At 70.3% G+C, this 26737-nt stretch carries 25 protein-coding genes; 14 read left to right on the top strand and 11 right to left on the bottom strand.

Going from position 1 to position 26737, the window contains the following annotated elements:
* Nucleotides 1-32: 32 nt before the first annotated feature.
* The 4 genes from JHW48_RS06965 to JHW48_RS06950 all read right to left on the bottom strand — a co-directional run bounded on the left by JHW48_RS06965 (nt 33) and on the right by JHW48_RS06950 (nt 5481).
* On the bottom strand, nt 33-1109 hold the full coding sequence (locus JHW48_RS06965; RefSeq protein ID WP_119887654.1) for an ABC transporter substrate-binding protein: 1077 nt from the start codon (nt 1107-1109) through the stop codon (nt 33-35).
* 93 nt (nt 1110-1202) lie between these two features.
* The gene (locus JHW48_RS06960) at nt 1203-2273 is read right to left on the bottom strand and encodes an ABC transporter substrate-binding protein (RefSeq protein ID WP_119887653.1); all 1071 of its coding nucleotides are present in this window, start codon (nt 2271-2273) and stop codon (nt 1203-1205) included.
* A 22-nt stretch (nt 2274-2295) separates the two neighbouring features.
* Entirely contained in the window at nt 2296-3399 is a 1104-nt protein-coding gene (locus tag JHW48_RS06955) for an ABC transporter ATP-binding protein (protein ID WP_170152371.1), read from the bottom strand.
* Nucleotides 3400-3591: 192 nt separating this feature from the next.
* Nucleotides 3592-5481 carry a DEAD/DEAH box helicase gene (locus JHW48_RS06950; protein ID WP_272835827.1) on the bottom strand — a complete coding sequence of 630 codons (1890 nt, stop codon included), beginning with the start codon at nt 5479-5481 and terminating at the stop codon, nt 3592-3594.
* A gap of 271 nt (nt 5482-5752) precedes the next feature.
* Here JHW48_RS06950 and thiD point away from each other — a divergent pair, with 271 nt between their 5' ends.
* Genes thiD through JHW48_RS06900 form a run of 10 tightly spaced genes read left to right on the top strand, consistent with a single transcriptional unit; the run spans nt 5753 to nt 13022 of the window.
* Nucleotides 5753-6502, top strand: coding sequence for a bifunctional hydroxymethylpyrimidine kinase/phosphomethylpyrimidine kinase (thiD, locus tag JHW48_RS06945; protein ID WP_272835850.1), 750 nt, complete (start codon nt 5753-5755; stop codon nt 6500-6502).
* Nucleotides 6495-7457, top strand: coding sequence for an FAD-dependent oxidoreductase (locus JHW48_RS06940; RefSeq protein WP_119887487.1), 963 nt, complete (start codon nt 6495-6497; stop codon nt 7455-7457). The genes thiD and JHW48_RS06940 overlap by 8 nt, the downstream gene beginning before the upstream one ends.
* Nucleotides 7447-7644 (top strand): sulfur carrier protein ThiS, encoded by a 198-nt coding sequence (gene thiS / locus JHW48_RS06935; protein WP_119887488.1) that lies wholly within the window; start codon nt 7447-7449, stop codon nt 7642-7644. The genes JHW48_RS06940 and thiS overlap by 11 nt, the downstream gene beginning before the upstream one ends.
* Nucleotide 7645: 1 nt before the next feature.
* Complete coding sequence (locus JHW48_RS06930; RefSeq protein WP_119887489.1) at nt 7646-8407, top strand: thiazole synthase; 762 nt, start codon at nt 7646-7648, stop codon at nt 8405-8407.
* Nucleotides 8404-9000, top strand: coding sequence for a thiamine phosphate synthase (locus JHW48_RS06925; RefSeq protein ID WP_119887490.1), 597 nt, complete (start codon nt 8404-8406; stop codon nt 8998-9000). Before JHW48_RS06930 ends, JHW48_RS06925 begins: the two co-directional genes overlap by 4 nt.
* A complete protein-coding gene (locus JHW48_RS06920) occupies nt 8997-9950 on the top strand; it encodes a HesA/MoeB/ThiF family protein (protein WP_119887491.1) in 954 nt (317 codons plus the stop codon). The genes JHW48_RS06925 and JHW48_RS06920 overlap by 4 nt, the downstream gene beginning before the upstream one ends.
* Nucleotides 9951-9956: 6 nt before the next feature.
* The gene (locus tag JHW48_RS06915) at nt 9957-10892 is read left to right on the top strand and encodes an ABC transporter substrate-binding protein (protein WP_119887492.1); all 936 of its coding nucleotides are present in this window, start codon (nt 9957-9959) and stop codon (nt 10890-10892) included.
* The gene (locus JHW48_RS06910) at nt 10889-11563 is read left to right on the top strand and encodes a TenA family protein (RefSeq protein WP_119887493.1); all 675 of its coding nucleotides are present in this window, start codon (nt 10889-10891) and stop codon (nt 11561-11563) included. Before JHW48_RS06915 ends, JHW48_RS06910 begins: the two co-directional genes overlap by 4 nt.
* Nucleotides 11560-12264, top strand: coding sequence for an ABC transporter ATP-binding protein (locus JHW48_RS06905; RefSeq protein ID WP_119887494.1), 705 nt, complete (start codon nt 11560-11562; stop codon nt 12262-12264). Before JHW48_RS06910 ends, JHW48_RS06905 begins: the two co-directional genes overlap by 4 nt.
* Nucleotides 12252-13022, top strand: coding sequence for an ABC transporter permease (locus JHW48_RS06900; protein WP_119887495.1), 771 nt, complete (start codon nt 12252-12254; stop codon nt 13020-13022). Before JHW48_RS06905 ends, JHW48_RS06900 begins: the two co-directional genes overlap by 13 nt.
* Here the strand turns inward: JHW48_RS06900 and JHW48_RS06895 are convergent.
* The 7 genes from JHW48_RS06895 to JHW48_RS06865 form a co-directional block, all read right to left on the bottom strand.
* Nucleotides 13009-13782: a MetQ/NlpA family ABC transporter substrate-binding protein gene (locus JHW48_RS06895; protein WP_119887496.1), complete on the bottom strand. Its 774-nt coding sequence runs from the start codon at nt 13780-13782 to the stop codon at nt 13009-13011. The genes JHW48_RS06900 and JHW48_RS06895 overlap by 14 nt on opposite strands.
* 31 nt (nt 13783-13813) lie before the next feature.
* Nucleotides 13814-14488: a methionine ABC transporter permease gene (locus tag JHW48_RS06890; RefSeq protein WP_119887497.1), complete on the bottom strand. Its 675-nt coding sequence runs from the start codon at nt 14486-14488 to the stop codon at nt 13814-13816.
* Nucleotides 14478-15515, bottom strand: a complete 1038-nt coding sequence (locus JHW48_RS06885; protein WP_419182404.1) for a methionine ABC transporter ATP-binding protein — start codon at nt 15513-15515, stop codon at nt 14478-14480. The genes JHW48_RS06890 and JHW48_RS06885 overlap by 11 nt, the downstream gene beginning before the upstream one ends.
* A gap of 193 nt (nt 15516-15708) precedes the next feature.
* Entirely contained in the window at nt 15709-17532 is a 1824-nt protein-coding gene (locus JHW48_RS06880) for a response regulator (protein WP_119887704.1), read from the bottom strand.
* Nucleotides 17525-18385 (bottom strand): CheR family methyltransferase, encoded by an 861-nt coding sequence (locus tag JHW48_RS06875; protein WP_119887705.1) that lies wholly within the window; start codon nt 18383-18385, stop codon nt 17525-17527. Before JHW48_RS06875 ends, JHW48_RS06880 begins: the two co-directional genes overlap by 8 nt.
* Nucleotides 18382-21516: a response regulator gene (locus JHW48_RS06870; RefSeq protein ID WP_240637972.1), complete on the bottom strand. Its 3135-nt coding sequence runs from the start codon at nt 21514-21516 to the stop codon at nt 18382-18384. Before JHW48_RS06870 ends, JHW48_RS06875 begins: the two co-directional genes overlap by 4 nt.
* A 188-nt stretch (nt 21517-21704) precedes the next feature.
* Nucleotides 21705-22256, bottom strand: coding sequence for a cytochrome b (locus tag JHW48_RS06865; protein WP_119887706.1), 552 nt, complete (start codon nt 22254-22256; stop codon nt 21705-21707).
* 99 nt (nt 22257-22355) lie between these two features.
* Between JHW48_RS06865 and JHW48_RS06860 the strand changes: the two genes are divergently transcribed.
* Genes JHW48_RS06860 through JHW48_RS06845 form a run of 4 tightly spaced genes read left to right on the top strand, consistent with a single transcriptional unit; the run spans nt 22356 to nt 26678 of the window.
* The gene (locus JHW48_RS06860; RefSeq protein WP_272835826.1) at nt 22356-23096 is read left to right on the top strand and encodes a CDP-alcohol phosphatidyltransferase family protein; all 741 of its coding nucleotides are present in this window, start codon (nt 22356-22358) and stop codon (nt 23094-23096) included.
* Nucleotides 23093-24688, top strand: coding sequence for an alkaline phosphatase family protein (locus JHW48_RS06855; protein WP_119886050.1), 1596 nt, complete (start codon nt 23093-23095; stop codon nt 24686-24688). The genes JHW48_RS06860 and JHW48_RS06855 overlap by 4 nt, the downstream gene beginning before the upstream one ends.
* The gene (locus JHW48_RS06850; RefSeq protein WP_119886051.1) at nt 24685-25626 is read left to right on the top strand and encodes a lysylphosphatidylglycerol synthase transmembrane domain-containing protein; all 942 of its coding nucleotides are present in this window, start codon (nt 24685-24687) and stop codon (nt 25624-25626) included. Before JHW48_RS06855 ends, JHW48_RS06850 begins: the two co-directional genes overlap by 4 nt.
* Complete coding sequence (locus JHW48_RS06845) at nt 25623-26678, top strand: glycosyltransferase family 4 protein (RefSeq protein ID WP_336390903.1); 1056 nt, start codon at nt 25623-25625, stop codon at nt 26676-26678. Before JHW48_RS06850 ends, JHW48_RS06845 begins: the two co-directional genes overlap by 4 nt.
* Nucleotides 26679-26737 lie beyond the last annotated feature (59 nt).

The raw sequence follows: 26737 nt of genomic DNA, 5'->3' as shown, positions 1-26737 counted from the left end.
CCACCCCATGGGCGGGGCGGCGGCGTTTCGGATCAGGAGGATGCCAGCCAGCTGTTGAAGCGCTCGGTCAGCTCGGCCGCGTGGTCGGCCCAGAATTCCGGGTCGTCCATCACGGCATTGGCCAACGCCTCGGGGCTGGTGGGCATATGCGGGCCCATCTCGGTCACGCCATCCTGATAGAGGCCCACCAGCGCCGCCGAGGATTGCCGCGCCGGGCCATAGGCGATGTAGCGCGCCTGATCGGCCAGCCGCTGCGTGTCGGTGGCGAATTTCAGGTATTCCATCGCCGCCTCCGGGTTCGGTGCATCCTTCGGGATCACGAACATGTCCATGTCCATGTACTGGCCATCCCAGATGATCTCGAAGGGCTGGTTCTCGGCCACCATGGCGTCGAAGACGCGGCCGTTATAGGCGGTGGTCATGACGACCTCGCCATCGGCCAGCAGCTGCACGGGCTGGGCGCCGGCCTCCCACCAGACGGTCTGGGACTTGATCGTGTCCAGCTTCGCGAAGGCGCGGTCCACGCCCTCGTCGGTGCCCAGCACCTCATAGACCTCCTCGGCGGGCACCCCATCGGCGATCAGCGCCAGATAGAGCGTCCGCTTGGGGTTGCGCGGCAGGCCGCGCTGGCCGGGGAAGGCCTCGAGGTCGAAGAAATCGGCCGCGGTGGCGGGGGCGCCCTCGTCGAACTTGGTGGTGTTGAAGGCGATGACCGTGCCCCAGACGATGTTGGCGACCGCGCAATCCAACAGCGCGCCCGGCACGAAATCATCGGCGGCGGCGGTGCCGTCGGGGGCCGCGGGCAGGTCGGCGGGGTCGATCTCCATCAGCGCGCCCTCGTCGCAGAGGCGGATGGCGTCGCTGACCTCGACATCGAAGACGTCGCCCGTGACGTTGCGCGCCTCGACCTGGGCGCGCAGGGGCGTTGCCGGGTTGTCGGCGGCGATCATGTTGACGCGGATGCCGGTCTCTTCGGTGAAGGGCTTGTTGTAGGCCTCGACCTGGCTGGTCTCGTAGGCGCCGCCCCAAGAGACGACGTTGACCTCCTGCGCGGAGGCGGCGAAGGCCAGGCCGGTCAGGGCCGTGGACAGGATCAGGGTGGACTTCATGTGTTCTCTCCCGTTGGGTGGTCGGGCTTTCTGCCCGTTGTGATTGGCCCCCGATGGGAGGCGGGGCCGGGCATGGGCGCCCGGCCCGTTCCGTCAGCCGGCGACCCAGCTGTTGAACCGCTCGTTCAGCTCGCCGTCGCGGTCGACCCAGAATTCCAGGTCCGACCCCAAGGCGTTGGTCATGTTCTCCTCGAAGGTGGGCAGGTTCGGGCCCATCGGCTGATCCGTGCCCTCGATATTCCCGACCATCGCCGCGGCCGAGCGGCGCGGCGGGCCATAGCTGATGAATTCCGCAGCCCGGGCCTGGGGCGCGGGTGCGGTGGTCCAGGCCACGAATTCCAGCGCCTGTTCCATGTTGGGCGCGCCGCGCGGGATCACCCAGCCCTCCATCTCGTAGATCTGGCCGTCCCAGATGATCTCGAAGGGCTGGCCGTCGGCCTGGGCCGCGTTGAAGATGCGCCCGTTGAAGGCATAGGCCATGCTGACCTCGCCATCGGCCAGCAGCTGCGGGGGCTGGGCGCCGGCCTCCCACCAGATGACCTCGGGTTTGATGCTGTCCAGTTTCGCGAAGGCGCGGTCCACGCCCTCCGGGGTGGCCAGGACCTCATAGACCTCGGCGGCAGGCACGCCATCGGCCATCAGCGCCAGTTCCAGGTTGAACTTGGCGCCGCGGCGCATGGTGCGCTTGCCGGGAAAGGCCTCCAGATCGAAGAAATCCGCGGGGCTTGCGGGCTTGGCATCGGGGAAGGCCGTGTCGTTGAAGGCCAGGACCATCGAATAGACGTCGGTCGCGACGAAGCATTCCGTGATCGCGCCCTCGATGAAGTCATCCTCGGCGGCGGTGCCGTCCTCGGCCGCGACCAGCATGGCGGGGTCCAGGACCTCCAGCGCGCCCTCGTCGCAGAGCCGGACGGCATCGGCATATTCGACCGAGGCCACGTCGATGGAGACGTTGTTCGCCTCGACCTGGGCCTTGATCGGCGTGGCGGGGTTGTCGGCATCCGACATGATGACGGTGATGCCGGTTTCCGCCGTGAAGGGCTTGGCATAGGCCTCCAGGTGGCTGTTGCCATAGGCCCCGCCCCAGGACAGCAGGTTCACATCGGCCAAGGCCGGGGCCGCCATCCCGCCGATCGCGGTGCTGAGGACAAGAAGTCTTTTCATTAAACGAACTCCGACAGGTTTCTCAGATGGGGTCCAGGGCGCGGGCATCTTGGGGATGCCAGCCGATGCGCAGGGTCTGGCCCGGCTCCAGCCGTGTCTGGCCGATGGTGTTGCGCATCTTCATGACGAAATTGTCGCTGCCCGCGACCGACAGGCGGGCGCGCAGGATGTCGCCCATATAGATCACCTCGGCCACGCGGGCCTCGATCGTATGGGCGCCGGGGGGCATCATCTCGGGCTTGAACTCGACCCGTTCGGGGCGGATGGAGACGGTGGTGCGTTGGCCCTTTTCGCGGATGTTGACGGCGGTGGCGTCGATCACCCCGCCCCCGTCCAGTCGCACCAGCGCCTTATCGCCCTGCAGATCCTCGATCACGCCGGCCAGGGCGTTGTTTTCCCCGATGAAGCTGGCGACAAAGCTGTTCTCGGGGCGTTCATAGAGCGCCGAGGGCGGGGCCAGCTGCTGGATGCGCCCGTCATTGAAGACGGCGATCCGGTCGGACATGGTCAGCGCCTCGCCCTGATCATGGGTGACATAGACGACGGTGATTCCCAGTTTCTCGTGCAGGTGCTTGATCTCGAACTGCATATGTTCGCGCAGCTGCTTGTCCAGCGCGCCCAGGGGTTCGTCCATCAGCACCAGTTCGGGATCGAAAACCAGCGCGCGGGCCAAGGCGATGCGCTGCTGCTGCCCGCCTGACAGCTGGGCCGGGCGGCGGTTGGCGAAGGCCCCCATCTGCACCATGTCCAGCGCCCGCTTGATGCGGCTTTCGCGTTCGGATTTCGACATCCCCCGGACCTCCAGGGGAAAGGACAGGTTCTCGCCCACGGTCATATGCGGGAACAGGGCATAGTTCTGGAACACCATGCCGATGCCGCGCTTGTGGGGCGGGACCTGGTTGATCGGGCGGCCGTCCAGGCGGATCTCGCCATGGGTGGCGGTCTCGAAGCCCGCCAGCATCATCAGGCAGGTCGTCTTGCCGGACCCCGACGGGCCCAGCATGGTCAGAAATTCACCCCGGCCGATGGAAAGGTTCAGGTCCTTGACGACAAGCGTCTGACCATCATAGCTTTTTTGCACATGCTCGAAGGCGACGAAAGCATCGCCGTGGCGGTCGTCCAGCAAAAGGCGCTCTCCGTGTTGTCGTTGGTTGTTCAGCGCAAGGGGCAGGTTAAGCGGCGGTTCGCGGCGCTGGCAACACCAATTGCGACATTTCATGGCACCAACGCGTCGCGCCCGGATCCCTGTCACGGGGTTCCGGGCGCGGGCCTGCAGCATCTGCAGGGAAACGGGCGGCCTGCCCGAAATACGGGCAGATCAGGAGGGGCGCTTGGGCCCCTTGCGATGCGGCTTGGGGCCGCCGGCCTTGTCGGCGCGGGGCTTGGGCTTGGCCCATGCGGGCTTGCCCGCGCCGCCATCGGCGGTGGTCTTCTTCTTCCAGGGCTTCACGGCCGGGCGCGGATCGTCCATGGGCGCGTCATCGGGCACCCAGCCCCCCTTGGCGGATTTCACCCGCTGGTCATGGGTGGCGTCCTTGCGCGGTGCGGGCTTGCGGGCGGGCCGATCCTCGCGGGCGGGCTTGTCGCGATAGGACGGGCGCGGGGCGCGTTCGACCGGGGCGTCCAGCTGGGGTTCGCCCTCCATGCGGCGCATGGTGACCTCGTCGCTGATCTCGATGAAATCGCCGAAGCGGTCGGCCAAGGGCGCCGCGATCTGGACATAGGACAGGTCCTGGCGCACGCGGATCGCGCCGATGCCGTCCTTGGTGATCCCGCCCGCATCGCAGATCTTGGGCAAGAGCCAGCGCGCCTCGGCCCGGCCGGAATGGCCGACCGACAGGGTGAACCAGACGGCGGGGCCGAATTCGCGCGGCTGGCGCGGGGCCATGGGCGCGGGCGGGGCCATCGTCTCCATCAGCTCCTCGGCGGCGGGGCGGCCTTCGCGCCACATCCGCAGGAAGGCCACCGCGACCTGTTCGGCGCCGAAGCGTTCCAGCAGCTGGGCGGCCAAGGGCGCATCCTCGCCCGCCGGATCGCGCAGCGCGGGATGGTCCAGCATGCGCTGGTCGTCACGCTCGCGCACCTCGTCGGCCGAGGGCGCCTTCAGCCATTCCGCCACGACCTTGGCATTCTGCAGCAGCCGCTGCGCGCGCTTGTAATCCGACGAGGGCACGATCAGCGCCGAGACCCCCTTGGACCCCGCCCGCCCCGTCCGGCCCGACCGGTGCAGCAGGGTTTCAGGATTGGTGGGCAGGTCGGCATGGATCACCAGCTCCAGCCCCGGCAGGTCGATCCCGCGCGCGGCCACGTCGGTGGCGATGCAGACCCGCGCGCGCCCGTCGCGCAGCGCCTGCAGGGCATGGGTGCGTTCCTGCTGGGACAGCTCGCCCGACAGGGCCACGGCCTTGAAGCCGCGGTTCGACATGCGCGCCAGCAGGTGGTTCACATTGGCCCGCGTCTTGCAGAAGACGATGGCGGTCTGCGCCTCGTGGATGCGCAGCAGGTTGAAGATCGCCGGTTCGCGGTCGCGCGGCGTCACGGAATAGGCGCGATAGGCGATGTCGCCGTGCTGGCGCGCCTCGCCCTGGGCGCTGATGCGCAACGCGTCGCGCTGGAAGTCGCGGGCCAGCTTCTCGATCGCGGGCGGCACCGTGGCCGAGAACATCAGCGTGCGGCGTTCCTCGGGCGCGGCGCCCAGGATGAATTCCAGATCCTCGCGGAAGCCCAGGTCCAGCATCTCGTCGGCCTCGTCCAGGACGGCGGCGCGCAGGTCGGACAGGTCCAGACTGCCCCGGTCGATATGGTCGCGCAGGCGGCCGGGCGTGCCGACGACGATCTGCGCGCCGCGCTGCAGGGCGCGGCGTTCGTTGCGGTAATCCATGCCGCCGACACAGGTCGCGATCTGCGCCCCCGCCCCGGCATAGAGCCATTCCAGTTCCCGCGCGACCTGCAGCGCCAGTTCGCGCGTGGGCGCGATGGCCAAGGCCAGCGGGCGTTCGGTCTGGGGCAGGCTGTCGCCCTCCAGCAGGTCGGCGCCGATGGCGAGGCCAAAGGCCACGGTCTTGCCCGACCCGGTCTGGGCCGAGACCAGCACGTCGCGCCCCTGCGCATCGGGGGCCAGAACGGCGGTCTGCACGGAGGTCAGGCTGTCATAGCCCTTGTCAGCCAGCGCCGCCTGAAGGGGCGCCGGGATCGTGATGTCAGTCATGTGATTCGCCAAATGCGGGGGCCCGCGCGGGACCCGATGGACGGCACCTTGCGTCGCTGCGACCGGCCCACCCTGCACCCGCCGCCCCGGACATGCGGAGCCAAAGGCGGTGCCATACGCCAGTGCGCCCCCGAAGTCCATGCCCAAGCACCCCTTGCACCTGCCCGCCCCCGCCATTACCGTCAGGGATGCAACCGTTGGGGTGCCCCGTCCGGGGCTGAGAGGCATCGCGCCAACCCATCGAACCTGATCCGGGCCATGCGGCGCGGGAATCCAGGCCGACCTGAAGACCTTCTCGGCGCTCGGCGTCTATGGGGCCAGCGTGATCACCGCGCTGACCGCGCAGAACACCCGGACCGTGGCCCGGGTCGAACCGGCAAGCCCCGCGATGATCGCGGCGCAGATGGCGGCGGTCTTCGACGATCTGGATGTGCGCGCCGTTAAGCTGGGCATGCTGGGGGATGCCGATGCCATCGCCGCCGTGGCGGACGGTCTGGCCGGGCGCGGGTTGCCGGTGGTGCTGGACCCGGTGATGGTCGCGAAATCGGGCGACATGCTGCTGCCCGACAGCGCGCTGGACGCACTGCGTTCCGTGATGCTGCCCCATGCGACGCTGCTGACCCCGAACCTGCCCGAGGCCGCGCGCCTGCTGGATTGCGCCCCCGCCCGCGATGCGGCGGAGATGGCGCGGCAGGGGCGCGCGCTGCTGGATCTGGGGGCACGGGCGGTGCTGATGAAGGGCGGCCATGCCGAGGGGGCCTCGTGCACCGACCTGCTGGTGACGGCCCAAGGCATCACCGAATTCACCGCCCCCCGTCAGGCGACGGGCAACACCCATGGCACGGGCTGCACCCTGTCGGCGGCGATCGCGGCGGGCTTGGCGCAGGGGCTGGACCTGCCGCTGGCCGTGGGGGTCGCGCATCGCTATCTGCAGGGTGCGATCGCGGCGGCGGACGGGCTGGCGGTCGGCTCGGGCCACGGGCCGGTGCATCACTTCCACGCGGTCTGGGCCGATGGCTGAGATCACCATCATCGGTGCAGGCGTCGCGGGCCTATTTGCCGCGCATGAGCTGGCGCGCCGCGGCATCACCCCCCGCATCCTGGACCGCAACGGCCCGCCGGGGCCGCATGGCTGTTCCTGGTGGGCGGGCGGCATGCTGGCGTCCCATTGCGAGGGTGTCACGGCCGAGCCCGTCATCACCAGCCTCGGATCGCAAGCCGCCGCTGCCTGGGCGGCGATCACCCCCGTCACCCGCCGCGGCACGCTGGTCGTCGCCTTGGACCGCGACCGGGCCGAGCTGACCCGCTTTGCCCGCCGCTGCCCCGCGCATCAGCCCTGCGCGCCGGGCGATCTGGAACCGGGCCTTGCCCATCACCGCGCGGGGCTGCATGTCCCGTCCGAGGCGCATCTGGACCCCCGCCGCGCGCTGGCCGACCTGATCGCCACCCTGTCCGCCCAAGGCATCGCCATCGAACACGCCGAGGCCGAGCCGGACGACATCCAAGGCCCGGTCATCGACGCCCGCGGCTTGGCCGCCCCCCTGCCCGGCCTGCGCGGCGTGCGGGGCGAGATGGCGGTCCTGCACGCGCCCGACATCACCCTGTCGCGCCCGGTGCGGCTGCTGCATCCGCGCCACCCCCTCTATATCGTGCCGCGCGAGGCGGGGCTGTTCATGCTGGGCGCGACCCAGATCGAAAGCGCCAGTCGCGCCCCCGTCACCGCCCGCTCCGCGCTGGAGCTGCTCTCGGCCGCCTATGCGCTGGATCCGCGCTTCGCCGAGGGGTCGATCGTCGAACTGGGCGCCGACCTGCGCCCGGCCTTTGCCGACAACATCCCCCGCGTGGTGGTGCGGGGCCGGGTGCTGCACCTGAACGGCCTTTTCCGCCACGGCTATCTGATGGCCCCGGCGCTGGCGCGCCATGCGGCCGATTACCTGACCGACCGAATCAAGGGAGAACTGATCCATGAGGATTGAGGTCAACGGGACCGCCCGCGACATCGCCGCCACCACGCTTGCCGATGCCTTGGCCGAGCTGGGCTGGGCCGAGGCCCGCGTCGCCACCGCGCTGAACGGGGAGTTCGTCCCCTCATCGGCGCGGCCCTCGCAGGCGCTGCGCGACGGCGACCGGCTCGAGGTGCTGGCCCCGATGCAGGGGGGCTGAGATGCGCGATTTCTACGGGATCACCCTTGATTCGCCCCTGATGCTAGGGACGGCGCAATATCCCTCGCCCGCCATCCTGCAGGCGGCCTTTCGCGCCAGCGGGGCGGGCGTGGCCACCGTGTCCCTGCGGCGCGAGGGCGGCCAGGGCCAGGCCTTCTGGTCGCTGATCCGCGATCTGGGCGTGCGCGTGCTGCCCAACACCGCCGGCTGTCACAGCGCACGCGAGGCCGTCACCACCGCCCGCATGGCGCGCGAGGTGTTCGAGACGAACTGGATCAAGCTGGAGGTGATCGGCCATGCCGACACGCTCCAGCCCGACCCGTTCGGCCTGCTGGAGGCCGCCGAGACGCTGGCCGCCGAGGGCTTCGAGGTCTTTCCCTACACGACCGAGGATCAGGTCTTGGCCGGGCGCCTGCTGGACGCGGGCTGCAAGGTGCTGATGCCTTGGGGCGCGCCCATCGGCTCGGGGCTGGGGCTAAACAACCGCTATGGCCTCAGGATGCTGCGCGCGGCCTTCCCCGACGTGCCGATGGTCATTGACGCAGGGATCGGCCTGCCCAGCCACGCGGCCGAGGCGCTGGAGATGGGCTTTGACGCCGTTCTGCTGAACACCGCCGTGGCGCAGGCGGGCGACCCCGAAGCCATGGCCCGCGCCTTTGGCCTGGCGGTGCAGGCGGGCGCCTTGGCCCGCGCCGCCGACCCGATGGAGCCGCGCGAGATGGCCGCCCCCTCGACCCCCCTCATCGGAAAGGCCTGGCTGTGAGCTTGCCCCGTTTCTACCCGATCTTCGACGATCTGGCCTGGCTGGAACGCGCCCTGCCCTTGGGTGTGCGGCTGGTGCAGCTGCGCCTGAAGGACCGCGACCCGGGCGATCTGCGCGACCAGATCCGGCGCGGGCTGGCACTGGCGCGCAGCCACGGCGCGGCGCTGGTCGTCAACGATTATTGGGAAATCGCCATCGAGGAAGGCGCCGACTGGCTGCATCTGGGGCAGGAGGATCTGGACCACGCCGACATCCCCGCGATCCGCCGGGCGGGGCTGCGGCTGGGGCTGTCCACGCACGACCATGCCGAGCTGGACCGCGCGCTGGCGCTGGCGCCCAATTACGTGGCGCTTGGGCCGGTCTGGCCGACGATCCTGAAAAAGATGAAATGGCACGAACAGGGCCTGGACCGCGTGACCGAATGGAAGGCGCTGGTCGGCGCGACGCCCCTTGTGGCCATCGGCGGGCTGACGCCCGATCGCGGGCGGCAGGCGCTGGCTGCGGGGGCGGATGTGGTCTCGGCGGTGACAGACATCACGCTGAACGCAGACCCCGAGGGCCGGATGCGCGACTGGCTGGCGGTGGCGCCATGATGCGCTATGCCCGCCAGATGGTCCTGCCGGAGCTGGGCGAGGCCGGCCAGCAGCGCCTGACGGATGCCCATGTGCTGGTGGTGGGCGCGGGGGGCTTGGGCTGTCCGGCGCTGCAATATCTGACCGGCGCGGGGGTGGGCCGGATCACCCTGATCGACGGAGACCGCGTCGAGGAGACGAACCTGCACCGCCAGCCGATCTTTGCCATGCGCCAGATCGGCCAGCCCAAGGCCCGCGCCGCCAGCGCCCAGATGGCCGCGCTGAACCCCGATGTGACGGTGACGCCCCTGACCGAATGGCTGACGCCCGCCAATGCGCCCGCGCTGGTGGCACGGGCCGATCTGGTGCTGGATTGCGCCGATACCTTCGCGGTCAGCCTGACGCTTTCGGATGCCTGCATGGCCGCCGGGCGGCCGCTGATCGCGGGATCGGCGCTGGCGCTGTCGGGCTATGCGCTTGGCTGCTGCGGCGGCGCGCCCAGCCTGCGGGCGGTGTTCCCCGACCTGCCGCTGCGGGGGGCGACCTGCGCCACGGCGGGGGTGATGGGGCCGGTCGTGGGCATGATCGGCGCGCTGCAGGCGCAGATGGCGCTGGCGGTGCTGCTGGGGCACGACCCCTCGCCCTTGGGGCGGCTGGTCAGCCTGGATGCGGCCGCCTGGCGGATGGGCGGCTTCCGCTTCGACCGCGCGCCGGAACCCGAGGCCCCCCTGCCCTTCATCGCCGAAAGCCAGATCGCGCCGGGCGATCTGCTGGTCGATCTGCGCGCCGAATCCGCGCCCTTCCGTGCGGATGCCCGCCACCTGCCGCCCGAGCGCATCGCCCATCTGGACCCGCCCGAGGGCGCGCGCGTCGTGCTGGCCTGCCGCACCGGGCTGCGCGCGCATAACGCGGGGCGCGATCTGCAATCCATCTGGCCGGGGCGCATCGCCCTTCTGGCCCTGAACGACTGAGGACCCATGCGACATATCCTTGCCTTGGCCCTGATGGCCGCCCCCGCACACGCGGACACGTCCCTGACGGTGATGCTGGACTGGTTCGTGAATCCCGACCACGCGCCCATCATCCTGGCCGAGGAACTGGGCTATTTCACCGATGCGGGGCTTGCGGTTCAGGTCGTCACCCCCTCGGACCCCAACGATCCGCCGCGCATGGTGGCGGCCGGTCGCGCCGATCTGGCGATCAGCTATCAGCCGCAACTGCACCTGTCGCGCCATCAGGACCTGCCGGTGATCCGCGTCGGCACCCTGATCGAGACGCCGCTGACCTGCCTCGTGGTGCTGGCCGACAGCGACATCCGGACCCCCGCCGACCTGTCGGGCCGCCGCGTGGGTTTCGCCGTGGCCGGCGTGCAGGAGGTGATGCTGGACGCCATGCTGGCCGATGACGGGCTGGTGCCGGGCGATGTCGAACAGATCAATATCGGCTGGTCGATCTCTCCGGCGCTGATGTCGGGGCAGGTCGATGGCGTGATCGGTGCCTTCCGCAATTTCGAACTGAACCAGCTGCGGCTGGAGGGGTTCGACGGCCGCTGCCTCTATCCCGAGGCGCATGGCATCCCCGCCTATGACGAGCTGGTCTATATCGCCAATCCCGACCGCATGGATCCCGAGGCGGTCGGCGCCTTCCTGGAGGCCACGGCGCGGGCCACGGATTTCCTCAAGAACGACCCCGACGAGGCTTGGCGCATCTTCTCGGCCACCGCGTCCGAATTGCAGACGCCGCTGAACGAGGCCGCATGGCCCGACACCTGGCCGCGTTTCTCCAGCCGCCCGGCGGCGGTGGATGCGGGGCGTTATCAGCGCTTCGAGGCGTTTCTGGCCGAACGCGGCGCGACGCCGGGCGGGCTGGCCCTGCGGGACCTGGCCATCGACGTGAACGAGGTACCGCAATGACCCCTGATTACGGACGCGCCTTCGCGCTGTGGCGGCAGGCGGCGGCACCCCATTGGGACGCTTATGTCGACCACGCCTTCGTGCGCCAACTGGCGGCGGGCAGCCTGCCCCGCGACAGCTTCCTGCATTACCTGCAGCAGGATTACGTGTTCCTGCTGCATTTCGCGCGGTCCTGGGCGCTGGTCTTCGCCAAATCCGAACGCATGTCGGAAATGGCGCTGGCCTCCTCGATCGCGCATGGGTTGCTGAACGGCGAGATGCCGCTGCATGTCGAGATCTGCGGCCGCGAGGGCATCACCGAGGCGATGTTGCAGCAGACCCCGGAATCGCCCGCCAACATGGCCTATACGCGCTATGTCCAGGCCTCGGGCTATGCGGGCGACATGCTGGACCTGCTGGCGGCGCTGGCGCCTTGCGTCTTCGGCTATGGCGAGATCGGGCTGATCCATAAGGGCAGCGGCGGGCCTTACGGCGAATGGACCGCGACCTATGGCGGGGCGGATTACCAGAAGGTCTGCCACGATGTCGGCGCGCTGATCGACGGCGCGCTGGAGGCGCGGCTTGGCCCCGACTGGCCGTCGCTGCCCCGCGCCTATGATCTGGCGCGGCATTTCCGGCAGGCCACGCAGCTGGAGGTCGGCTTCTGGCAGATGGGGCTGGACCGGACATGATCCGGCTGGCGGGCGATCTGTGGCTGGGCGACCGGCCCTTGGCGCGCGGGCTGGACCTGCGCATTCCGCCCGGTGCGTGGACCTGCCTGCTGGGGGCCTCGGGGGTGGGCAAATCGACGCTCGGGCGGATCGTGGCGGGCCTGCCGGTCGCGGCGCGGTTTCGGGGGCGCGCCGATCTGCCGCCGCCGGGCGGCGTCGCCATGCTGGGTCAGGATGCGCAGCTGCTGCCTTGGGCCAGCGCGCTGGAAAATGTCGTGATCGGCCCCCGCCTGCGGGGCGAGGCGCCCGACCGCGCCCGTGCCCGCGGCCTCTTGGCCCGCGTCGGCCTCGCGGGGCTGGAGGATCGCCGCCCCGCCCAGCTGTCCGGCGGCCAGCGCCAGCGCGTGGCCTTGGCCCGCACCCTGATCGAGGATCGCCCGGTGGTGATCCTGGACGAGCCCTTCTCGGCGCTGGATGCGGCCACAAAGGCGGCGATGCAGGATCTGGCCGCCGATCTGCTGGCCGGGCGGACGGTGATCCTGATCACCCACGACCCGCTGGAGGCCGCGCGCTTGGGCCACGGCGCTTGGGCCATCGCGCCTGAGGCGACCCGCCCGCTGGCCCTGCCGGGCGGGCCGATCCCCCGACCGCTGGACGCCCCCGAGGTGATGGCCGCGCAGACCACGCTGTTTCGGGAGCTGTCGCAGCCATGGGCCGCCTGATCCTGCGCGGCGCGGGGCTGGCGCTGGTGGTGCTGGCACTGTGGCAGGGGGTGGTCTGGGCCACGGGCGTGCCCGCCTTCATCCTGCCCGGCCCCGCGCGGGTGGCGCGGGCGCTGGCGACCCATGCGGGGATGCTGGCCGACCATGCGCGCTTCACCTTGGCCAATCTGGGGATGGGGCTGGCGGCGGGGCTGGCCTTGGGGGTCGTGACCGCGTTGAACCTGGCGCTGTCGCCGGTGGCGCGGGCGGTGATGCGGCCGATGCTGGTTCTGGCGCAGGCGGTGCCGGTCTTTGCGCTGGCGCCCATCGTGACGCTGTGGCTGGGCTATGGCGCGCCCAGCAAGGTGGTGATGGTGGCGCTGGTCACCTATTTCCCGCTGACCTCGGTGCTGTTCGACGCGCTGATGCGCCCGCCGCCGGCGCTTGCGGATCTGGCGCTGTCCATGCGGGCGACGCCGTGGCGCAGGCTGTGGCTGATCCAGCTGCCCCATGCGCTGCCCGCGCTCGGCTCGGGGCTGCGGCTGGCGGCGGTCTATGCGCCCTTCGCGGTGATCGTGGGGGAATGGGTCGGATCCAGCCGGGGGCTGGGATACCTGATGCTGATGGCCAATGGGCGCGGCCAGACGGATCTGATGTTCGCAGCCCTGGTCCTGCTGGCGGCGATGGGCTTGGCCCTGTTTGCGCTGGCCGGGCTGGTCGATCGGCTGGTGGAAGGGGGCCGCCCGCAAGGGGCGGCCCGGCGGGTCACCACGAGGTGATGACCGCGCCCTCATAGGTCTCGTCGATGAAGGCCTTGACCTCGGGCGACTGATAGGCCTGAACCAGGGTCTGGACCCAAGGCTCCTCGGCGCGATCCTGTTGCACCACGATGATGTTCACATAGGGGCTGTCGGCCTTTTCCATCGCGATGGAATCCTCGCGCGGGGACAGGCCCGCGGCCAGGGCGAAATTCGTGTTGATGACCGCCGCATCCGCATCCTCCAGCGCGCGGGGCAGCTGCGCGGCGTCCAGCTCCAGAAAGCGCAGCCCGCGCGGGTTCTCGGCGATGTCCAGCGTGCTGGGGACCAGGCCCGTGCCCTCGGTCAGCGTCACCAGGCCCAGATCCTGCAGGATCAGCAGCGCCCGGCCGCCATTGGTGGGATCGTTGGGGATGGCCACCTGCGCGCCCTCGGGCAGATCGGCCAGATCATCGACGCGCGCGGAATAGACGCCCATCGGGGTGGTGATGGTGGTGCCCGCCTCGACCAGGGCGAAGCCGCGATCGCTCATCTGGTTTTCCAGATAGGGGCGGTGCTGAAAGCTGTTGGCATCCAGATCGCCATCGGCCAGCGCCTGGTTCGGCACGACATAGTCCGAGAATTCGATGACCCGGATGTTCAGGCCCAGGGGGGCGGCGACCTCGGCCACCTTCTCCATGATCTCGCCATGTTCGCCGGGGGTGACGCCGACGGTGATGTCCTGGGCCATTGCGGCGGAGGAGAGGGCCAGGGCCGATACGAGGGTTGTCAGACGCAGCATGGGATTCGTCCTTTCTTGTCTGCGGGAAAACTCAGGCACCGCGATTGCGGGGCGCGCGGCGGTCGACGCGGGCGGCAATCCATTCGCCGATGGACTGGACCAGCTGCACCATCACGATCAGGATGACGACGACGGCGGCCATGACCTCGGGCATGAAGCGCTGATAGCCATAGCGGATGCCCAGATCGCCCAGGCCCTGCCCGCCCACCGCGCCGACCATCGCGGAATAGCCGATCAGGCTGACCACGGCCAAGGTCAGGCCAAGCGTGATGCCGGGCAGCGCCTCGGGGATCAGCACCTTGCGGATGATCTGCAGGGGCGTGGCGCCCATGGCGCGGGCGGCTTCGATCAGGCCGGCATCGACCTCGCGGATGGCGTTTTCCACCAGCCGCGCGATGAAGGGGATCGCGGCCAAGGTCAGCGGCACGATGGCCGCGTTCGTGCCGATCGAGGTGCCGACGATGGCCCGCGTGAAGGGGATGATCGCCACCACCAGGATGATGAAGGGGACCGAGCGCGTGGCATTGACCACCAGCCCCAGCAGCTTGTTGACCCACGGCGCCGACAGCAGCTCGCCGCGCTGCGAGCAGGCCAGGAACACGCCAAGCGGCAGCCCGCCAAGCGTGCCCAGGATCGCCGAGACGGCGACCATGTAGAGGGTCTGCAGCGTCGCATCCCAGAGGATCGGGATCAGGTTAGCGGACATGGCCCAGCACCTCCGTCGTCAGCCCGTGGCGTTCCAGAAAGGCGCGCGTCTCGGCGCCCCGGTCCAGCGGCACGGAAATCAGCAGGTTGCCGAAGGGGCGCGCGCCGATCTCCTCGATCGTGCCGCCCAGGATATTGGCGCTGATGCCCAGATCGGTGGCCAGACGCGCCAGCATCGGATCGGTCGCATGGGCGCCCGCAAAGGTCACCCGGATCACCGGATCGCCCGGCGGGTCTGGCTGCAGCCGTGCCGCGACAAAGGCGGGCAGCGCCGTGCCCGTCACGCCCGACAGGAACCGCCGGGTCGTCGCATGGGCGGGGGCGGCAAAGATGCCATAGGTCGGGCCGGATTCCACGATACGCCCCGCCTCGATCACCGCCATGTGACTGGCGATGTCGCGCAGCACCGCCATCTCATGCGTGATCAGCAGGACGGTCAGGCCCAGGTCGCGGTTGATGCGCGACAGCAGCTCCAGCACGGTCTGGGTCGTCTCGGGGTCCAGCGCGCTGGTCGCCTCGTCCGACAGCAGGACCTTGGGGCCGGTGGCAAGCGCCCGGGCGATGCCGACGCGCTGTTTCTGGCCGCCCGACAGCTCCGCCGGGTAACGGTCGGCCAAGGCGGTCAGGCCCACCTGGTCGATCAGCTCGTCCACGCGGGCGCGGATGCGGGCTCGGGGCAGGCCCGCGATCTCCAACGGTAGGGCCACGTTGCCGCGCACGCTGCGCGAGGCCAGCAGGTTGAAATGCTGAAAGATCATCCCGACATCGCGCCGGATGCCGCGCAGCGCGCCGCCGCGGGCGCGGCCCACATCGTGGCCCGCGACCAGCACGCGCCCCTCGGTCGGGCGCTCCAGCCCGTTGACCATGCGCAGCAGGGTCGATTTCCCCGCGCCGGACCGGCCGATGATGCCGGTGATGCTGCCCTCGGGGACGGACAGGTCCACCCCTTCCAGCGCGGTCACCAGCCCGCCGGCCTTGGGATAGGTCTTGCCCACCCCTTCGAAACTGATCGCCGTGCCGGTCATCATCCGCCCTGCAAGTTCAAATCGAGGGCGGGGACATGCCCCAAACCCCGCCCCGGTGCAACCCACCCCCGCGCCTGCCCGCGGAACGGCGTTCCGCCCCGGCCCCCGCGCCGGGAATGGCGGACCGGGGCCGGGCGGGCGGGCGAGATGGCCGGGGCGGGGCGCCCCGGGCGCGATCCCTGTTCTTATTCTGCCCCTATTCCGCGGGCAGGCGCGCGGCCAGAAGGCCCGTCAGCACGCTGCGCAGCGTATCGGGGCGAAAGGGCTTTTCGATCAGCGGCGCGTGATCGAACCCCGCAGGCAGATGTTCGCGCCCATAGCCCGAGACGAAGCAGAAGGGCACCGCCTGATCGTCCAGCATCGCAGCGATCGCATCCACCGGCTCGCCCTTCAAGTTGCCGTCCAGCAGCACCAGGTCGATGGCGGAGGCGTCGCGCCCGGCCTCCATCGCCTCGGCCACGCTGCGGGCGACGCCGGTGACCGTGGCGCCCGCATCCTCCAGCTCGAAGCGCAGGTCCAGCGCGACCAGGGGCTCGTCCTCGACCAGCAGCACGCGGCAGCCCTTCAGCGATCGCGGGCGGGGCTGGGCGGCGGCGCCGGGGGCGGCGACGGCCTCGGGCGCGGCCATGCGGGTCACGCCGTCGCCGATGCGGATGGTCCAGACGACGCCCTCCGGACGCCAATCGGCGCTGACGGCGGCCGGATCCCCGCCCCCCGCGGCCGAGATCAGCGTGGTCCCGAAACCCTCGGACTGGGGCGCGCGCACCTCGGGGCCGCCGCTCTCGCGCCAGGTCAGGACCAGCGCCCCGCCCTCCAGCCGCCAGGACAGGTCGACCATGCCATCCACGGAGGACAGCGCGCCGTATTTCGCGGCATTGGTGCCCAGCTCGTGCAGGGTCAGGGCCATGCGCAGCATCGTGTCGGGGGACAGTTCGACCGGCGGGCCGCTGCGGCGCAGCCGGTCCGCGTCCAGCGTGCCCGAATTGATCTGGTCGTCGATCAGCTGATCCAGCGGCGCGCTGGCCCAAGTGGCGTCCGACAGGATCGAATGGGCCCGCGCCAAGGCCTGCAGCCGGCCGCCGAAGCTGACCTCGAAATCGGCCAGGCTGGCGGATTGGCGCAGGCTCTGGCGGGCGATGGCCTGGACATTGGCTAGGGTGTTCTTGATGCGGTGGTTCAGCTCGCCGATCAGCAGGGCGCGGATCTCCTCGGCCTGCTTGCGTTCGGTGATGTCCAGAAGCTGCAGCGACAGGGTCGGACGCCCCGCGCCGTCGGTCAGCACCGATCCATAGACCTCGCAGGAGATCGGGCCGATATCGGCATGATCCAGCGACAGTTCGGCCGAAAAGCGCGGCGCGTCGTCCCGGCGGCAGTCCAGCCAGTCATGCAGCAGATCCGCGCCCCCCTGATCCAGCCAGCCCGAGGCCGTGGCGGGCAGGCCCAGCAGATCGCCCGCCGCGCGCCCGAACATGCGTTCCGCCCCCTTGGACCAGCTGCGCACCGACAGGTCGCGATCCAGCGTCACGAAGGCCAGGGGCGAATTGTCGGCATGGGCCTTCAGCTGGGCCATGGCCTGGTCGCGATGGCGCGCGATCTCCTGCATCTCGTCGCGCTGGCGTTCCAGGTCCTTGGCCTGGCGGCCGATGCGGAAGAAGACCTCGGCCTTGGATTTCAGGATCATCGGGTCGATGGGCTTGAAGATGTAGTCCACCGCCCCCGCCTCGTAGCCGCGGAAGCGGCGCGCCTCGTCCATCTCGGCCGCGGTGACGAAGATGATGGGCACGCCGCGGGTGCGTTCGGTGGACCGCATCAGCTCGGCCAGCTCGTAGCCGTCGGTGCCGGGCATCTGCACGTCCAGGAAGGCCAGCGCGTAATCATGGCGCAGCATCAGCTCCAGCGCCTCGGTCGCCGACCGGGCGCTGTCGACCACCAGCCCGTCGCGGCGCAGCAGCGCCTCCAGCGCCATGATGTTTTCGGCGACATCGTCGACGATCAGGAAACGGATGGGTCTGTCAGGCATGCGGTATCCTCTGGTCGGCGGTCCGGCGCCAGATCCGGTCGGGTTCGGCGAATGCCGCGAAGCGGGCGGCATGGGTGGAAAAGCGCAGCGTCTCATGCGAGCCGAGGCCCAGGAAACCGTCGCGCGCCAAGGCCTCGGCAAAAAGGCCCACGGCCCGGTCCTGCAACCGGTTGTCGAAATAGATCAGCACGTTGCGGCAGGAGATCAGATGCACCTCGGAAAACACCTGGTCGGTGGCCAGGTTGTGTTCGGTAAAGACCGTGCGCGCGCGCAGCCGCCGGTCGAAGGCGACCCGCCCATAGGCGGCGGTGTAGTAATCCGACAGCGACCCCGCCCCGCCCGCCTGCTGATAGTTGCGCGAGAAGACGGCCAGCCGGTCGATGTCATAGACCCCCGCCTCGGCCCGGGCCAGGGCGCGGGGGTTGATCTCGGTCGCGTAGAACAGCGTGCGGTCAAACAGCCCCGCCTCGTCGAACAGGATCGCCAGGGAATAAAGCTCCTCGCCATCCGCGCAGCCCGCCACCCAGACCTTGAGCGAGGGGAAGGTCTGCAGATGCGGGATCACCTCGCGCCGCAGGGCCGCGTAATAGGACGGGTCGCGGAACATCTCGCTGACCTGGACGGTCATGGCGTCGATGATGTCGGGCAGGACCGCATCGTCATGCAAGAGCCGCCCCTGCAGTTCCGACAGCGTCGCACAGCCCAGCCTGTCGCGCGCCAGCTCCGCCCGCCGGACCAGCGAGGCGCGCGAATAGGACCGGAAATCGTAATGATACCGCCGCATCAGCGCCTCGAGGAACAGGTCCAACTCGATCGCGTCGCCGGGCCGGGGGGCAACCGGGTCCAGGGTCATCGGCGCATCCAGACCCGCGTCAGCGACAACAGCTTGTCCACGTCCAGGGGCTTGGGCAGATAGTCGTTGGCACCCGCGGCCAGGCACTGGTTCTGATCCTCGGCCATGGCCTTGGCGGTCAGCATGATGATGGGCAGCGTCTTCCAGCGGTCGATCTTGCGGATCTCGCGCGTGGCGGTCAGGCCGTCCATCTCGGGCATCATCACATCCATCAGGACCAGGTCCACCTTGGGCGCGGCGCCGTCATTGATGCGGCCCAAGGCCTCCAGCGCCTCGCGGCCGTTGCGGGCGATCTGGACGGTGGCGCCATGCGGCTCGAAAACGCCGGTCAGGGCATAGATGTTGCGGATGTCATCCTCGACCACCAGGATGCGGCGCCCCTCCAGCTGGGCGTCGCGGTTCAGGGACGCGGCCAGCATGTCGCGCTGTTTCTGCGGCAGGTCGGACACGACCTGATGCAGGAACAGCGTCACCTCGTTGATCAGGCGTTCGGGCGATTTCGCGCCCTTGATGATGATCGATTTCGAATAGCGGCGCAGGCGCTGCTCCTCGGCCTCGGAGAGCGCGCGGGCGGTATAGACGATGACCGGCGGGAAGGATGCGGTGCCGTCCTGGTCCAGCTGCTGCAGCAGGTCGAAGCCGGATGCGTCGGGCAGCGTCATGTCCAGCACGATGCAGTCCACCGTCTGCGTCCGGCAGATCTGCAGCGCGGCGGCGGCGGTGCCCGCGCCCACGGTCTCGACCCCGTCGCTGGTCAGCAGGGCGCGCAGCCCCTCCATCTGGGCGGGGTCGTCCTCGACGATCAGCACCCGGCGCAGGCGCTGATCCAGACGGTCCTCCAGGCTGCGGATCGCTTCGGCCAGCTGGTCGCGGCTGACCGGCTTCATCATGTAGCTGATCGCGCCCTGGGCCAGCGCCTCCTTGGTGTAATCCTCGGCCGAGACCATATGCACGGGGATGTGCCGCGTGCTGGTGTCGCGCTTCAGCCGGTCCAGCGCCGACAGGCCCGAATGGTCGGGCAGGCCCACATCCATCACGATCGCATGGGGCAGGAAATGGCGCGCGGCGCGCACCGCGTCATCGGCCCGGCCCACGCAGACGCCGCGGAACCCCAGCTCGCGCGCCAGATCCAAGAGCAGGCGCGCGAAGGCCGCGTCATCCTCGACCACCAGCATCACCCGGTCGCCGGGCTGGATGGCCGCGCGGTCGTCATCGACACCCGGCAGCGCGTCCAGCATCAGGACCCCCTCCGCAGGGTCGGGCATGGCCGCCGGGCCGCCATCCACGGTCGCGCGGGCGGGCGCGGCGCGGGCGGGGACCGGCTGTTGCAGGGGCATGGTCGCGGGCAGCAGCAGGGTGAAGGTGCTGCCCTTTCCCGCCTCGCTGGTCAACGTCACCCGCCCGCCCAGCAGGTCCGCCAGTTCGCGCGAGATCGACAGGCCCAGCCCCGTTCCCCCGAACCGGCGCGAGATCGTGCCATCGGCCTGGCGGAAGGCCTCGAAGACGGCCTCCTGCTGGTCGGCGTCGATGCCGATGCCGGTATCGGTGACCGACAGGGCCACGCCCTGAGCGGCGGGGGCCACGCGCAGGGTGATCTGGCCGCGCTCGGTGAATTTCAGCGCATTGGACAGAAAGTTGCGCAGAACCTGTTCCAGGCGCTGGCGGTCGGATTCGAAATCCGGTGTGCCGGGGGCGATCTCGGTCACCAGGCGCAGGTTCTTCTGGCGGGCCTGAGCCTCGAAGGCGCGGGTCAGCTTTTCGGCCAAGGCCTGGGGCTGGATCAGGTCGCGCGACAGGTCCAGCTTGCCCGATTCGATCTTGGACAGGTCCAGGATGTCGTTGATCAGCGCCAGCAGGTCCTTGCCCGACGCCTCGATCGTCTCGGCCCACCGGACCTGTTCGTCGGTCAGCGTGCGGGGCCGGTTCTCGGCCAGCAGGCGCGACATGATCAGCAGCGCGTTCAGCGGCGTGCGCAGCTCGTGGCTCATATTGGCGACGAATTCGGATTTGTAGCGGCTCTCGCGGGACAGCTCCTCGGCCTGGTCCTCCAGCATGCGGCGCGACCGGGCCAGCGCGTCGCGCTGTTCCTCCAGCTCCTGGGTCTGGCTTTCCAGCTGGGCGTTCTGGGTCTCCAGCTCGGTCTGCTGGGCCTCCAGCAGGCGCTGGCTGTCCTGCAGGGCGCGGGTCTGCTCCTCCAGCTCCTCGTTCGAGGCGGCCAGCTCCTCGCCATGGGCGCGCAGCTCCTCGGACTGGCGGCGGGTCTCCTCCAGCAGCTCCTGCAGCTGCTGGCGATAGATGGCAGAGCGCAGCGCCACGCCGATCCGGTCGCCCAAGCGCGCGAACAGGTCCAGAAGGTCCGCCGATGCGGGCCGGTCCAGCCCGAATTCGATCACCCCGTTCACCCCCTGCCCGTCCGACAGCGGCACGATCAGCACATGGGGCACGGCGCCGCGCGCCAGCCCCGAGGCCCAGACCAGCGATTCGTCCGGGGGCAGCCGCAGCGCGACCACCTGGCCATCGGCCAGGGCACGGCCCAGATGGCCCTCGCCCTCGGTCACGCGCTCGGCCAAGGTGGTGGCGTCGATGCCCCAATGGGCCAGCAGGCGGTGGCCGTTGCCGTTGCGGCCATAGATCACCGCGGCCCGCGCGCCGATCCGGTCGCCCAGCACGCCCAGGACCGCCCGGCCCAAGCGCTGCGCGTCCAGTTCCCCCTGGACGGCGCGGGACACGGCGGCCTGGGTCTGGGTGATCCAGCCCTCGCGCGTCAGGGACTGGCGGTTCTGGATCAGCTTGCGGCCCATGCCGCCCAGCATCAGACAGATCAGCCCCGCCATCGCCCGGTTCGCCCCCGCGACCAGCGGCGCGATCCCGGCCTCGGGAAAGATCACCAGATCGGCGACATAGCCCGCCGCCATCGCCAGGCAGGCCAGCCCCGCCACCACGGGCGGCAGCCAGGACCAGCGCCCCGCAAAGCTGAGGCCCAAGGGCAGCAGATAGAGCAGCCACACCGCCGTCCCCAAGGGAAAGACCAGGTCCAGGACAAAGACGCCGCCGATGACGACGCTGACCAGGATCAGGATGGACAGGTCGATCTGGCGGGCGGAAAGACGGATCGGGGAACGGTCGGACACGGGCACCTCTGGCAGGACGGCCGCAATGCGGCGTGACGGCAAACGCACCGCCGCGGATTTCGTTCGATGGGTTTGGATTGATTTTTCGCAATGCGCGCAGGTCGCTGGTTAGATGCAGGCAAAATATCCCGCGCCACCGGGCGTCGATAGCGAAAGCGAACCGCCCTGTCCAGAGGTTTGGCGCGGGGTCAGCCCCGGCGGATCGGCGGCCAGATCCGCTGCCAGATGCCGTCGCGATGGATCAGGGCGTGCTGGGCCGCCGCCGCCAGATGCAGCGCCAGCAGCGCGATCAGCCCCCAGGCCGCCGCGGCATGCAGATTGCTGGCCGCCTGCGCCAGCGCATCCGATCGCGGCACCAGGCCCGGAAGGCCGATGCGGTCCAGCGCCTCGATCGGAAAGCCCCCCGCCCGCACCCGGACATAGCCCGAGAGGGGCATCACCACCATCAGCACGTAAAGTCCCGCATGCGACAGCCCCGCCGCGCGGCGCTGCCATGCGGGCAGATGCGCGGGCAGCGGCGCGGGCGGATGGGTCAGCCGCCAGACCAGGCGCAGCGCCACGACCGCGATCAGCGCGGCCCCCACGTTCTTGTGAAAGAGGAACAGAGCATCGCGCGTGCCGCGGGCCAGCCCCTCGCCCGTCATCAGGTATCCCGCGGGAATCATCAGCAAGATCAACAGCGCGACCAGCCAATGCAGCAGCCGCGCCGTCGTCCCATAGCCCCTTGCCCGTCCATCCATGGCCCGATCCCCCCGCCATGGCAGGATAGCCGAGGGGGCCCGTCTGGCAAGCCCGCCGAACGCGCTTGACGCGTCATGCCCCTGTCATATGTTCGACCGATGCAGATTTCCCGCCCCCCATCGCCCCGACCGACCGCCCCGCAGCCCCGCCGGGCGCCGCCCTGCCCGAGGGGTTGGATCCTGGCCGTTCCCGCGGGGCTGGCGCTGAACCTGGCCGTGTCGGTCATCGTGCTGGGCCAAGGCACGGGGGCCTTGGTCGCGGGGGCGGTCTATCTGGCCGCGGCGGGGATCGTGGCCGTCGGGATGCGGCGGCATTACCCCCATGCGGTGATGGGCGCCTGCAACACGGTCACGCTGATGCGGGTGGCGCTGACCGCCGCGCTGATCGCGCCCCTGATGGGCGATGCGCCCGCGGGATGGCTGGTGGCGGCGGTGGCGGCGATCTCGCTGACCCTGGACGGGGTGGACGGCTATCTGGCGCGCCGGGCCAACCTGTGTTCGGATTTCGGCGCCCGCTTCGACATGGAGGTCGATGCCGCCTTGGCCCTGATCCTGGCCCTGCATGCCTTGGCGGGCAGCCCGGTCGGGGCCGAGGTGCTGGTCTTGGGCGTGATGCGATACCTGTTCGCGGGGGCGGGTCTGATCTGGCCCTGGATCATGGCGCCCCTGCCCGTCAGCTATTTCCGCAAGGGCGTCTGCGTGCTGCAGCTGGCCACGCTGATCGCGCTGCAGATCCCGCAGATGCCGCCCGATACGGGCATCATCCAGGCGCGCATCGCATCGGTCGCGCTGGTCTGGTCATTCGCCCGCGATGTTCTCTGGCTGTGGAGGCACCGATGACCCCGCGCCGCGCCTTGGGCGTCCTCGCCGCGCTGGTCGTGCTGCATCTGCTGATCGCGCTGCCCGCGCGGCTGGATCACCTGGGCTGGGCCGCCTTCGCCCGCCCCGCGCCCGAGCTGCTGGTCCTGGTGCTGGGCCTGCTGGCCTTGGGCCGGACGGCGGCGGGGTCGGTGCTGCGCATGGCGGCGGTGGTGACCTTGGGGCCGATGACGGTGCTGAAGGTCGCCGACATGGCGATGCAGGAAAGCCTGGGCCGCCGGTTCAACCCGGTGGCGGACCTGCCGCTGATCGACGCCTCCGTGCGGCTGATCGCGGGCAGCCTGGGCGTGGCCACGGCCATCGCCGCGGTGATCGCCGCGCTGGTGGCGACCGGGGCGATCCTGGCCGCGCTGTGGTGGGCGATGGGCAAGCTGCGCCGGGCGGCCCCGCCGCGCGGCTGGCGGATCGGCACGGGCGCCGCGGCGCTGGCCCTGGCCGCGGCCCTGCCGGTCGCGCCGCTGCCCGGATGGGCCCAGCCCCTGGCCTATGGCTATGCGACCGACCGGGTGCAGCTGGCCGGGCGCACCCTGACCGAGCTGCGCCGCTTTCGCCTGGAGGCCGCGACCGACAGCCTGGACGGGCTGGACCGGCCCTTCGCCCTGATCGACCGCGACGTGCTGGTCATCTATCTGGAGAGCTATGGCCGGACCAGCTTCGACACCGAGTTCTTCGCCGAGATGCATCTGGACACCCTGCGCGAGGCTCAGGGCCAGCTGGAGGATGCGGGCATCGCCATGGCATCGGGCTTCTTCACCGCCCCCACCCATGGCGGCCAGAGCTGGCTGGCCCATGCCACCCTGAGCAACGGGCTGTGGATCGACAACCAGGTCCGCTATCAGGCGGCCATCGCCAGCGGGCGGCGCGGGCTGTTCCACCATGCCGCCGATGCGGGGTTCCGCACCGCCGCCGTGATGCCCGCAATCGTGCGCCCCTGGCCCGAGGCATCGACCATGGGGTTTCAGCGCATCCTGGCCGCGCCCGATCTGGGCTATGAAGGCCTGCCCTTCAACTGGGTCACCATGCCCGATCAGTTCACCATGCTGGCCGCCGACCGCCTGCTGCGCGACGGCAGCGATCCGCGGCGGCTCTTCGCGCAGATCGCGCTGATCTCCTCGCATGCGCCCTGGACGCCGGTGCCGCGCCTGCTGGACTGGGACGCGATCACCGACGGGACCGAATTCGACGCCATGGCGCAGGAGGGCGACCCCCCGAACGTGTTGTGGCGCGACCGCGACCGGGTGCGCGACCATTACCGCGCCACGATCGACTATACCCTGCGCACCACGGTCGAATACGCGCTGCGCCATGCCGGTGACCCGCCGCTGATGGTGCTGGTGGGCGATCACCAGGCGGCCAGCTCGATCGGACTGGACGAGCGGCGCGAGGTTCCCGTCCATGTCCTCGGGCCCGCGCATCTGGTCGAACGGACCGCCGCATGGGGCCTGCAGCCGGGGCTGATCCCCCCGCAGGGCAGCCCCGCCATGGGGATGGAGACGATCCGCGATCTTTTTATACGCAACTTTTCGGGCTCGGCTGACGTAAATCCGTCATGACCCTGAAACGAACGCTGCAATTCGCGACCGCGCTGATCATCATGGCCCTGCTTTGGGTCGGCCTTGACGGGCAGGAGGCCCTGCGCCTGCTGGCCCGGGCCGATCCGGTCTGGCTGATCGCCGCGATGGCCGCGCTGACGGTCCAGACCGTGCTGTCGGCGATGCGCTGGCGGGTGACGGCGCGGCCCTTGGGCCAGTCGATCCCGCTTGGCCGGGCGGTGGGCGAATATTACCTGGCGCAGGTGGTGAACCAGTCCCTGCCCGGCGGCGTGCTGGGCGATGCGGGCCGCGCGCTGAGGGCGCGGCATCAGGCCGGGCTGCGCCGCGCCGGTGCCGCCGTCGCGATCGAGCGCATGGCGGGTCAGGTCGCGCTGTTCCTGATCCTGGCGGGGGGCGTGCTGGCCGTGACGCTGACGCCGGGCGGGCTGGCTTTGCCCGATTGGGTACTGGGGCTGATCCTGACGCTGCTGGCGGGGGGGATGGCCGCGGCGCTGGCCATCTGGCAGGCGCGGCGGCTGCCCGGACGGACCGGGCAATCGGCCCGCGACCTGCATGGCACACTGTGCGTGACGCTGCTGACGCGCGGAGCGCTGCCACGGCAGCTGGTGCTGAACCTGGCGATCACCGGGGCGAACCTGCTGGCCTTCGCGTTTTGCGCGCGGGCGACGGGGACTGTCCTTGATGTGGTCTCGGTCGCGGTGCTGGTGCCCTTGATCCTGCTGACGATGATCCTGCCCATCACCGTCAGCGGTTGGGGCCTGCGCGAGGGTGCCGCCGCGGGCCTTTTCCCCTTGGCGGGGGCCAGCGCGCAGGCGGGGCTTGCGGCCAGCCTGGCCTTCGGGTTGATGTTCCTGGCCAGCACCCTGCCCGGGCTGCTGGTCCTGCTGGCCGAACGCCGCAGCCGCCCCGTCCCCGCCCCAATCCAGGCCGAACCGTGATCGATCCGACCCGACTGACCTTCGCGCTGCCCGGCGACATCACCACGCTGACCGGCGGCTATGTCTATGACCGCCGCCTGGTCGAAGGGCTGCGCGCCCAAGGCCGTCAGGTCGATGTGCTGTCCCTGTCCGACGCCTTTCCCACCCCCGACGCCGATCAGATGGCCCAGGCCATGGACCGGCTGGAATCGCTGCCCCCCGACCGCCCGGTGATCATCGACGGGCTGGCCTTCGGCGCGATGCAGCCCGACCGCGTGGCGCGGCTTCGCGCGCCGATCCTGGCGATGATCCACCACCCGCTGGCGCAGGAAAGCGCCCTGCCCGATGATCTGGCCCGCCATCTGTGGCGGACCGAGCGCGCGAACCTGGCCCATGCGCGCCATGTCGTCGTGCCCAGCCCCCATACCCGCGCCATGCTGGTCGAACGCTATGACGTGCCCGCCCATCGCATCAGCATCGCGCGCCCCGGCACCGACCGCCCGGCCGATCCGCCGCGGCGCAAACCCTGCGATCCGCCGCTGATCCTGTCGGTTGGGATCCTGCATCCGCGCAAGGGGCATGACGTGCTGATCGACGCGCTGGCCCGGATCGCCGAGCAGGAGTGGCAGGCGGTGATCGTCGGCAACCCATGGGATGCCGATCACGTCGCCGCGCTGACCGCCCGCATCCGCGATGCGGGCTTGGGTGACCGCATCCGCCTCGCCGGCCGCGCCCCCGCCGAGGAACTGGCGCAGCTCTATCGCCAGGCCTCGGTCTTTGCGCTTGCGACCCGCTACGAGGGCTATGGCATCGTCTTCGACGAGGCGCTGCTGCATGGCCTGCCCATCGTCAGCACCCGCGCCGGGGCGGTCCCGGACACGGTGCCGCGTGATGCGGGTATCCTGGTGCCGCCCGACGATGCCCCGGCCTTTGCCCGCGCGCTGAGCGGGCTGCTGGGCGATCCGCAGGACCTGCGGGCGCGGTCCGATGCGGCGGCGCGCGCCGGGGCGTCCCTGCCAGGATGGGACGCGACGGCGGCGGTGGTGGGCGACCTGCTGGACGCGATGGGCTGAGCCCGCTTGCGCGGGTCTTGCATGTCGTGCATCAATCGGCCCCGCATCACGCCGGAGGC

This window comes from Paracoccus aestuarii (assembly GCF_028553885.1).
In the GTDB taxonomy this organism is placed as follows: domain Bacteria; phylum Pseudomonadota; class Alphaproteobacteria; order Rhodobacterales; family Rhodobacteraceae; genus Paracoccus; species Paracoccus aestuarii.
Note: the sequence above shows the minus strand (reverse complement) of the source record. Positions and strands in the feature narration are given on the sequence as shown.

Coding starts and splice junctions, on each gene's coding strand:
- JHW48_RS06965 (WP_119887654.1), bottom strand. CDS start 1,109: ATGAAGTCCACCCTGATCCTGTCCACGGCCCTGACCGGCCTGGCCTTC.
- JHW48_RS06960 (WP_119887653.1), bottom strand. CDS start 2,273: ATGAAAAGACTTCTTGTCCTCAGCACCGCGATCGGCGGGATGGCGGCC.
- JHW48_RS06950 (WP_272835827.1), bottom strand. CDS start 5,481: ATGACTGACATCACGATCCCGGCGCCCCTTCAGGCGGCGCTGGCTGAC.
- JHW48_RS06940 (WP_119887487.1), top strand. CDS start 6,495: ATGGCTGAGATCACCATCATCGGTGCAGGCGTCGCGGGCCTATTTGCC.
- thiS (WP_119887488.1), top strand. CDS start 7,447: ATGAGGATTGAGGTCAACGGGACCGCCCGCGACATCGCCGCCACCACG.
- JHW48_RS06930 (WP_119887489.1), top strand. CDS start 7,646: ATGCGCGATTTCTACGGGATCACCCTTGATTCGCCCCTGATGCTAGGG.
- JHW48_RS06920 (WP_119887491.1), top strand. CDS start 8,997: ATGATGCGCTATGCCCGCCAGATGGTCCTGCCGGAGCTGGGCGAGGCC.
- JHW48_RS06915 (WP_119887492.1), top strand. CDS start 9,957: ATGCGACATATCCTTGCCTTGGCCCTGATGGCCGCCCCCGCACACGCG.
- JHW48_RS06910 (WP_119887493.1), top strand. CDS start 10,889: ATGACCCCTGATTACGGACGCGCCTTCGCGCTGTGGCGGCAGGCGGCG.
- JHW48_RS06905 (WP_119887494.1), top strand. CDS start 11,560: ATGATCCGGCTGGCGGGCGATCTGTGGCTGGGCGACCGGCCCTTGGCG.
- JHW48_RS06900 (WP_119887495.1), top strand. CDS start 12,252: ATGGGCCGCCTGATCCTGCGCGGCGCGGGGCTGGCGCTGGTGGTGCTG.
- JHW48_RS06895 (WP_119887496.1), bottom strand. CDS start 13,782: ATGCTGCGTCTGACAACCCTCGTATCGGCCCTGGCCCTCTCCTCCGCC.
- JHW48_RS06890 (WP_119887497.1), bottom strand. CDS start 14,488: ATGTCCGCTAACCTGATCCCGATCCTCTGGGATGCGACGCTGCAGACC.
- JHW48_RS06885 (WP_419182404.1), bottom strand. CDS start 15,515: ATGATGACCGGCACGGCGATCAGTTTCGAAGGGGTGGGCAAGACCTAT.
- JHW48_RS06880 (WP_119887704.1), bottom strand. CDS start 17,532: ATGCCTGACAGACCCATCCGTTTCCTGATCGTCGACGATGTCGCCGAA.
- JHW48_RS06875 (WP_119887705.1), bottom strand. CDS start 18,385: ATGACCCTGGACCCGGTTGCCCCCCGGCCCGGCGACGCGATCGAGTTG.
- JHW48_RS06865 (WP_119887706.1), bottom strand. CDS start 22,256: ATGGATGGACGGGCAAGGGGCTATGGGACGACGGCGCGGCTGCTGCAT.
- JHW48_RS06860 (WP_272835826.1), top strand. CDS start 22,356: ATGCAGATTTCCCGCCCCCCATCGCCCCGACCGACCGCCCCGCAGCCC.
- JHW48_RS06855 (WP_119886050.1), top strand. CDS start 23,093: ATGACCCCGCGCCGCGCCTTGGGCGTCCTCGCCGCGCTGGTCGTGCTG.
- JHW48_RS06850 (WP_119886051.1), top strand. CDS start 24,685: ATGACCCTGAAACGAACGCTGCAATTCGCGACCGCGCTGATCATCATG.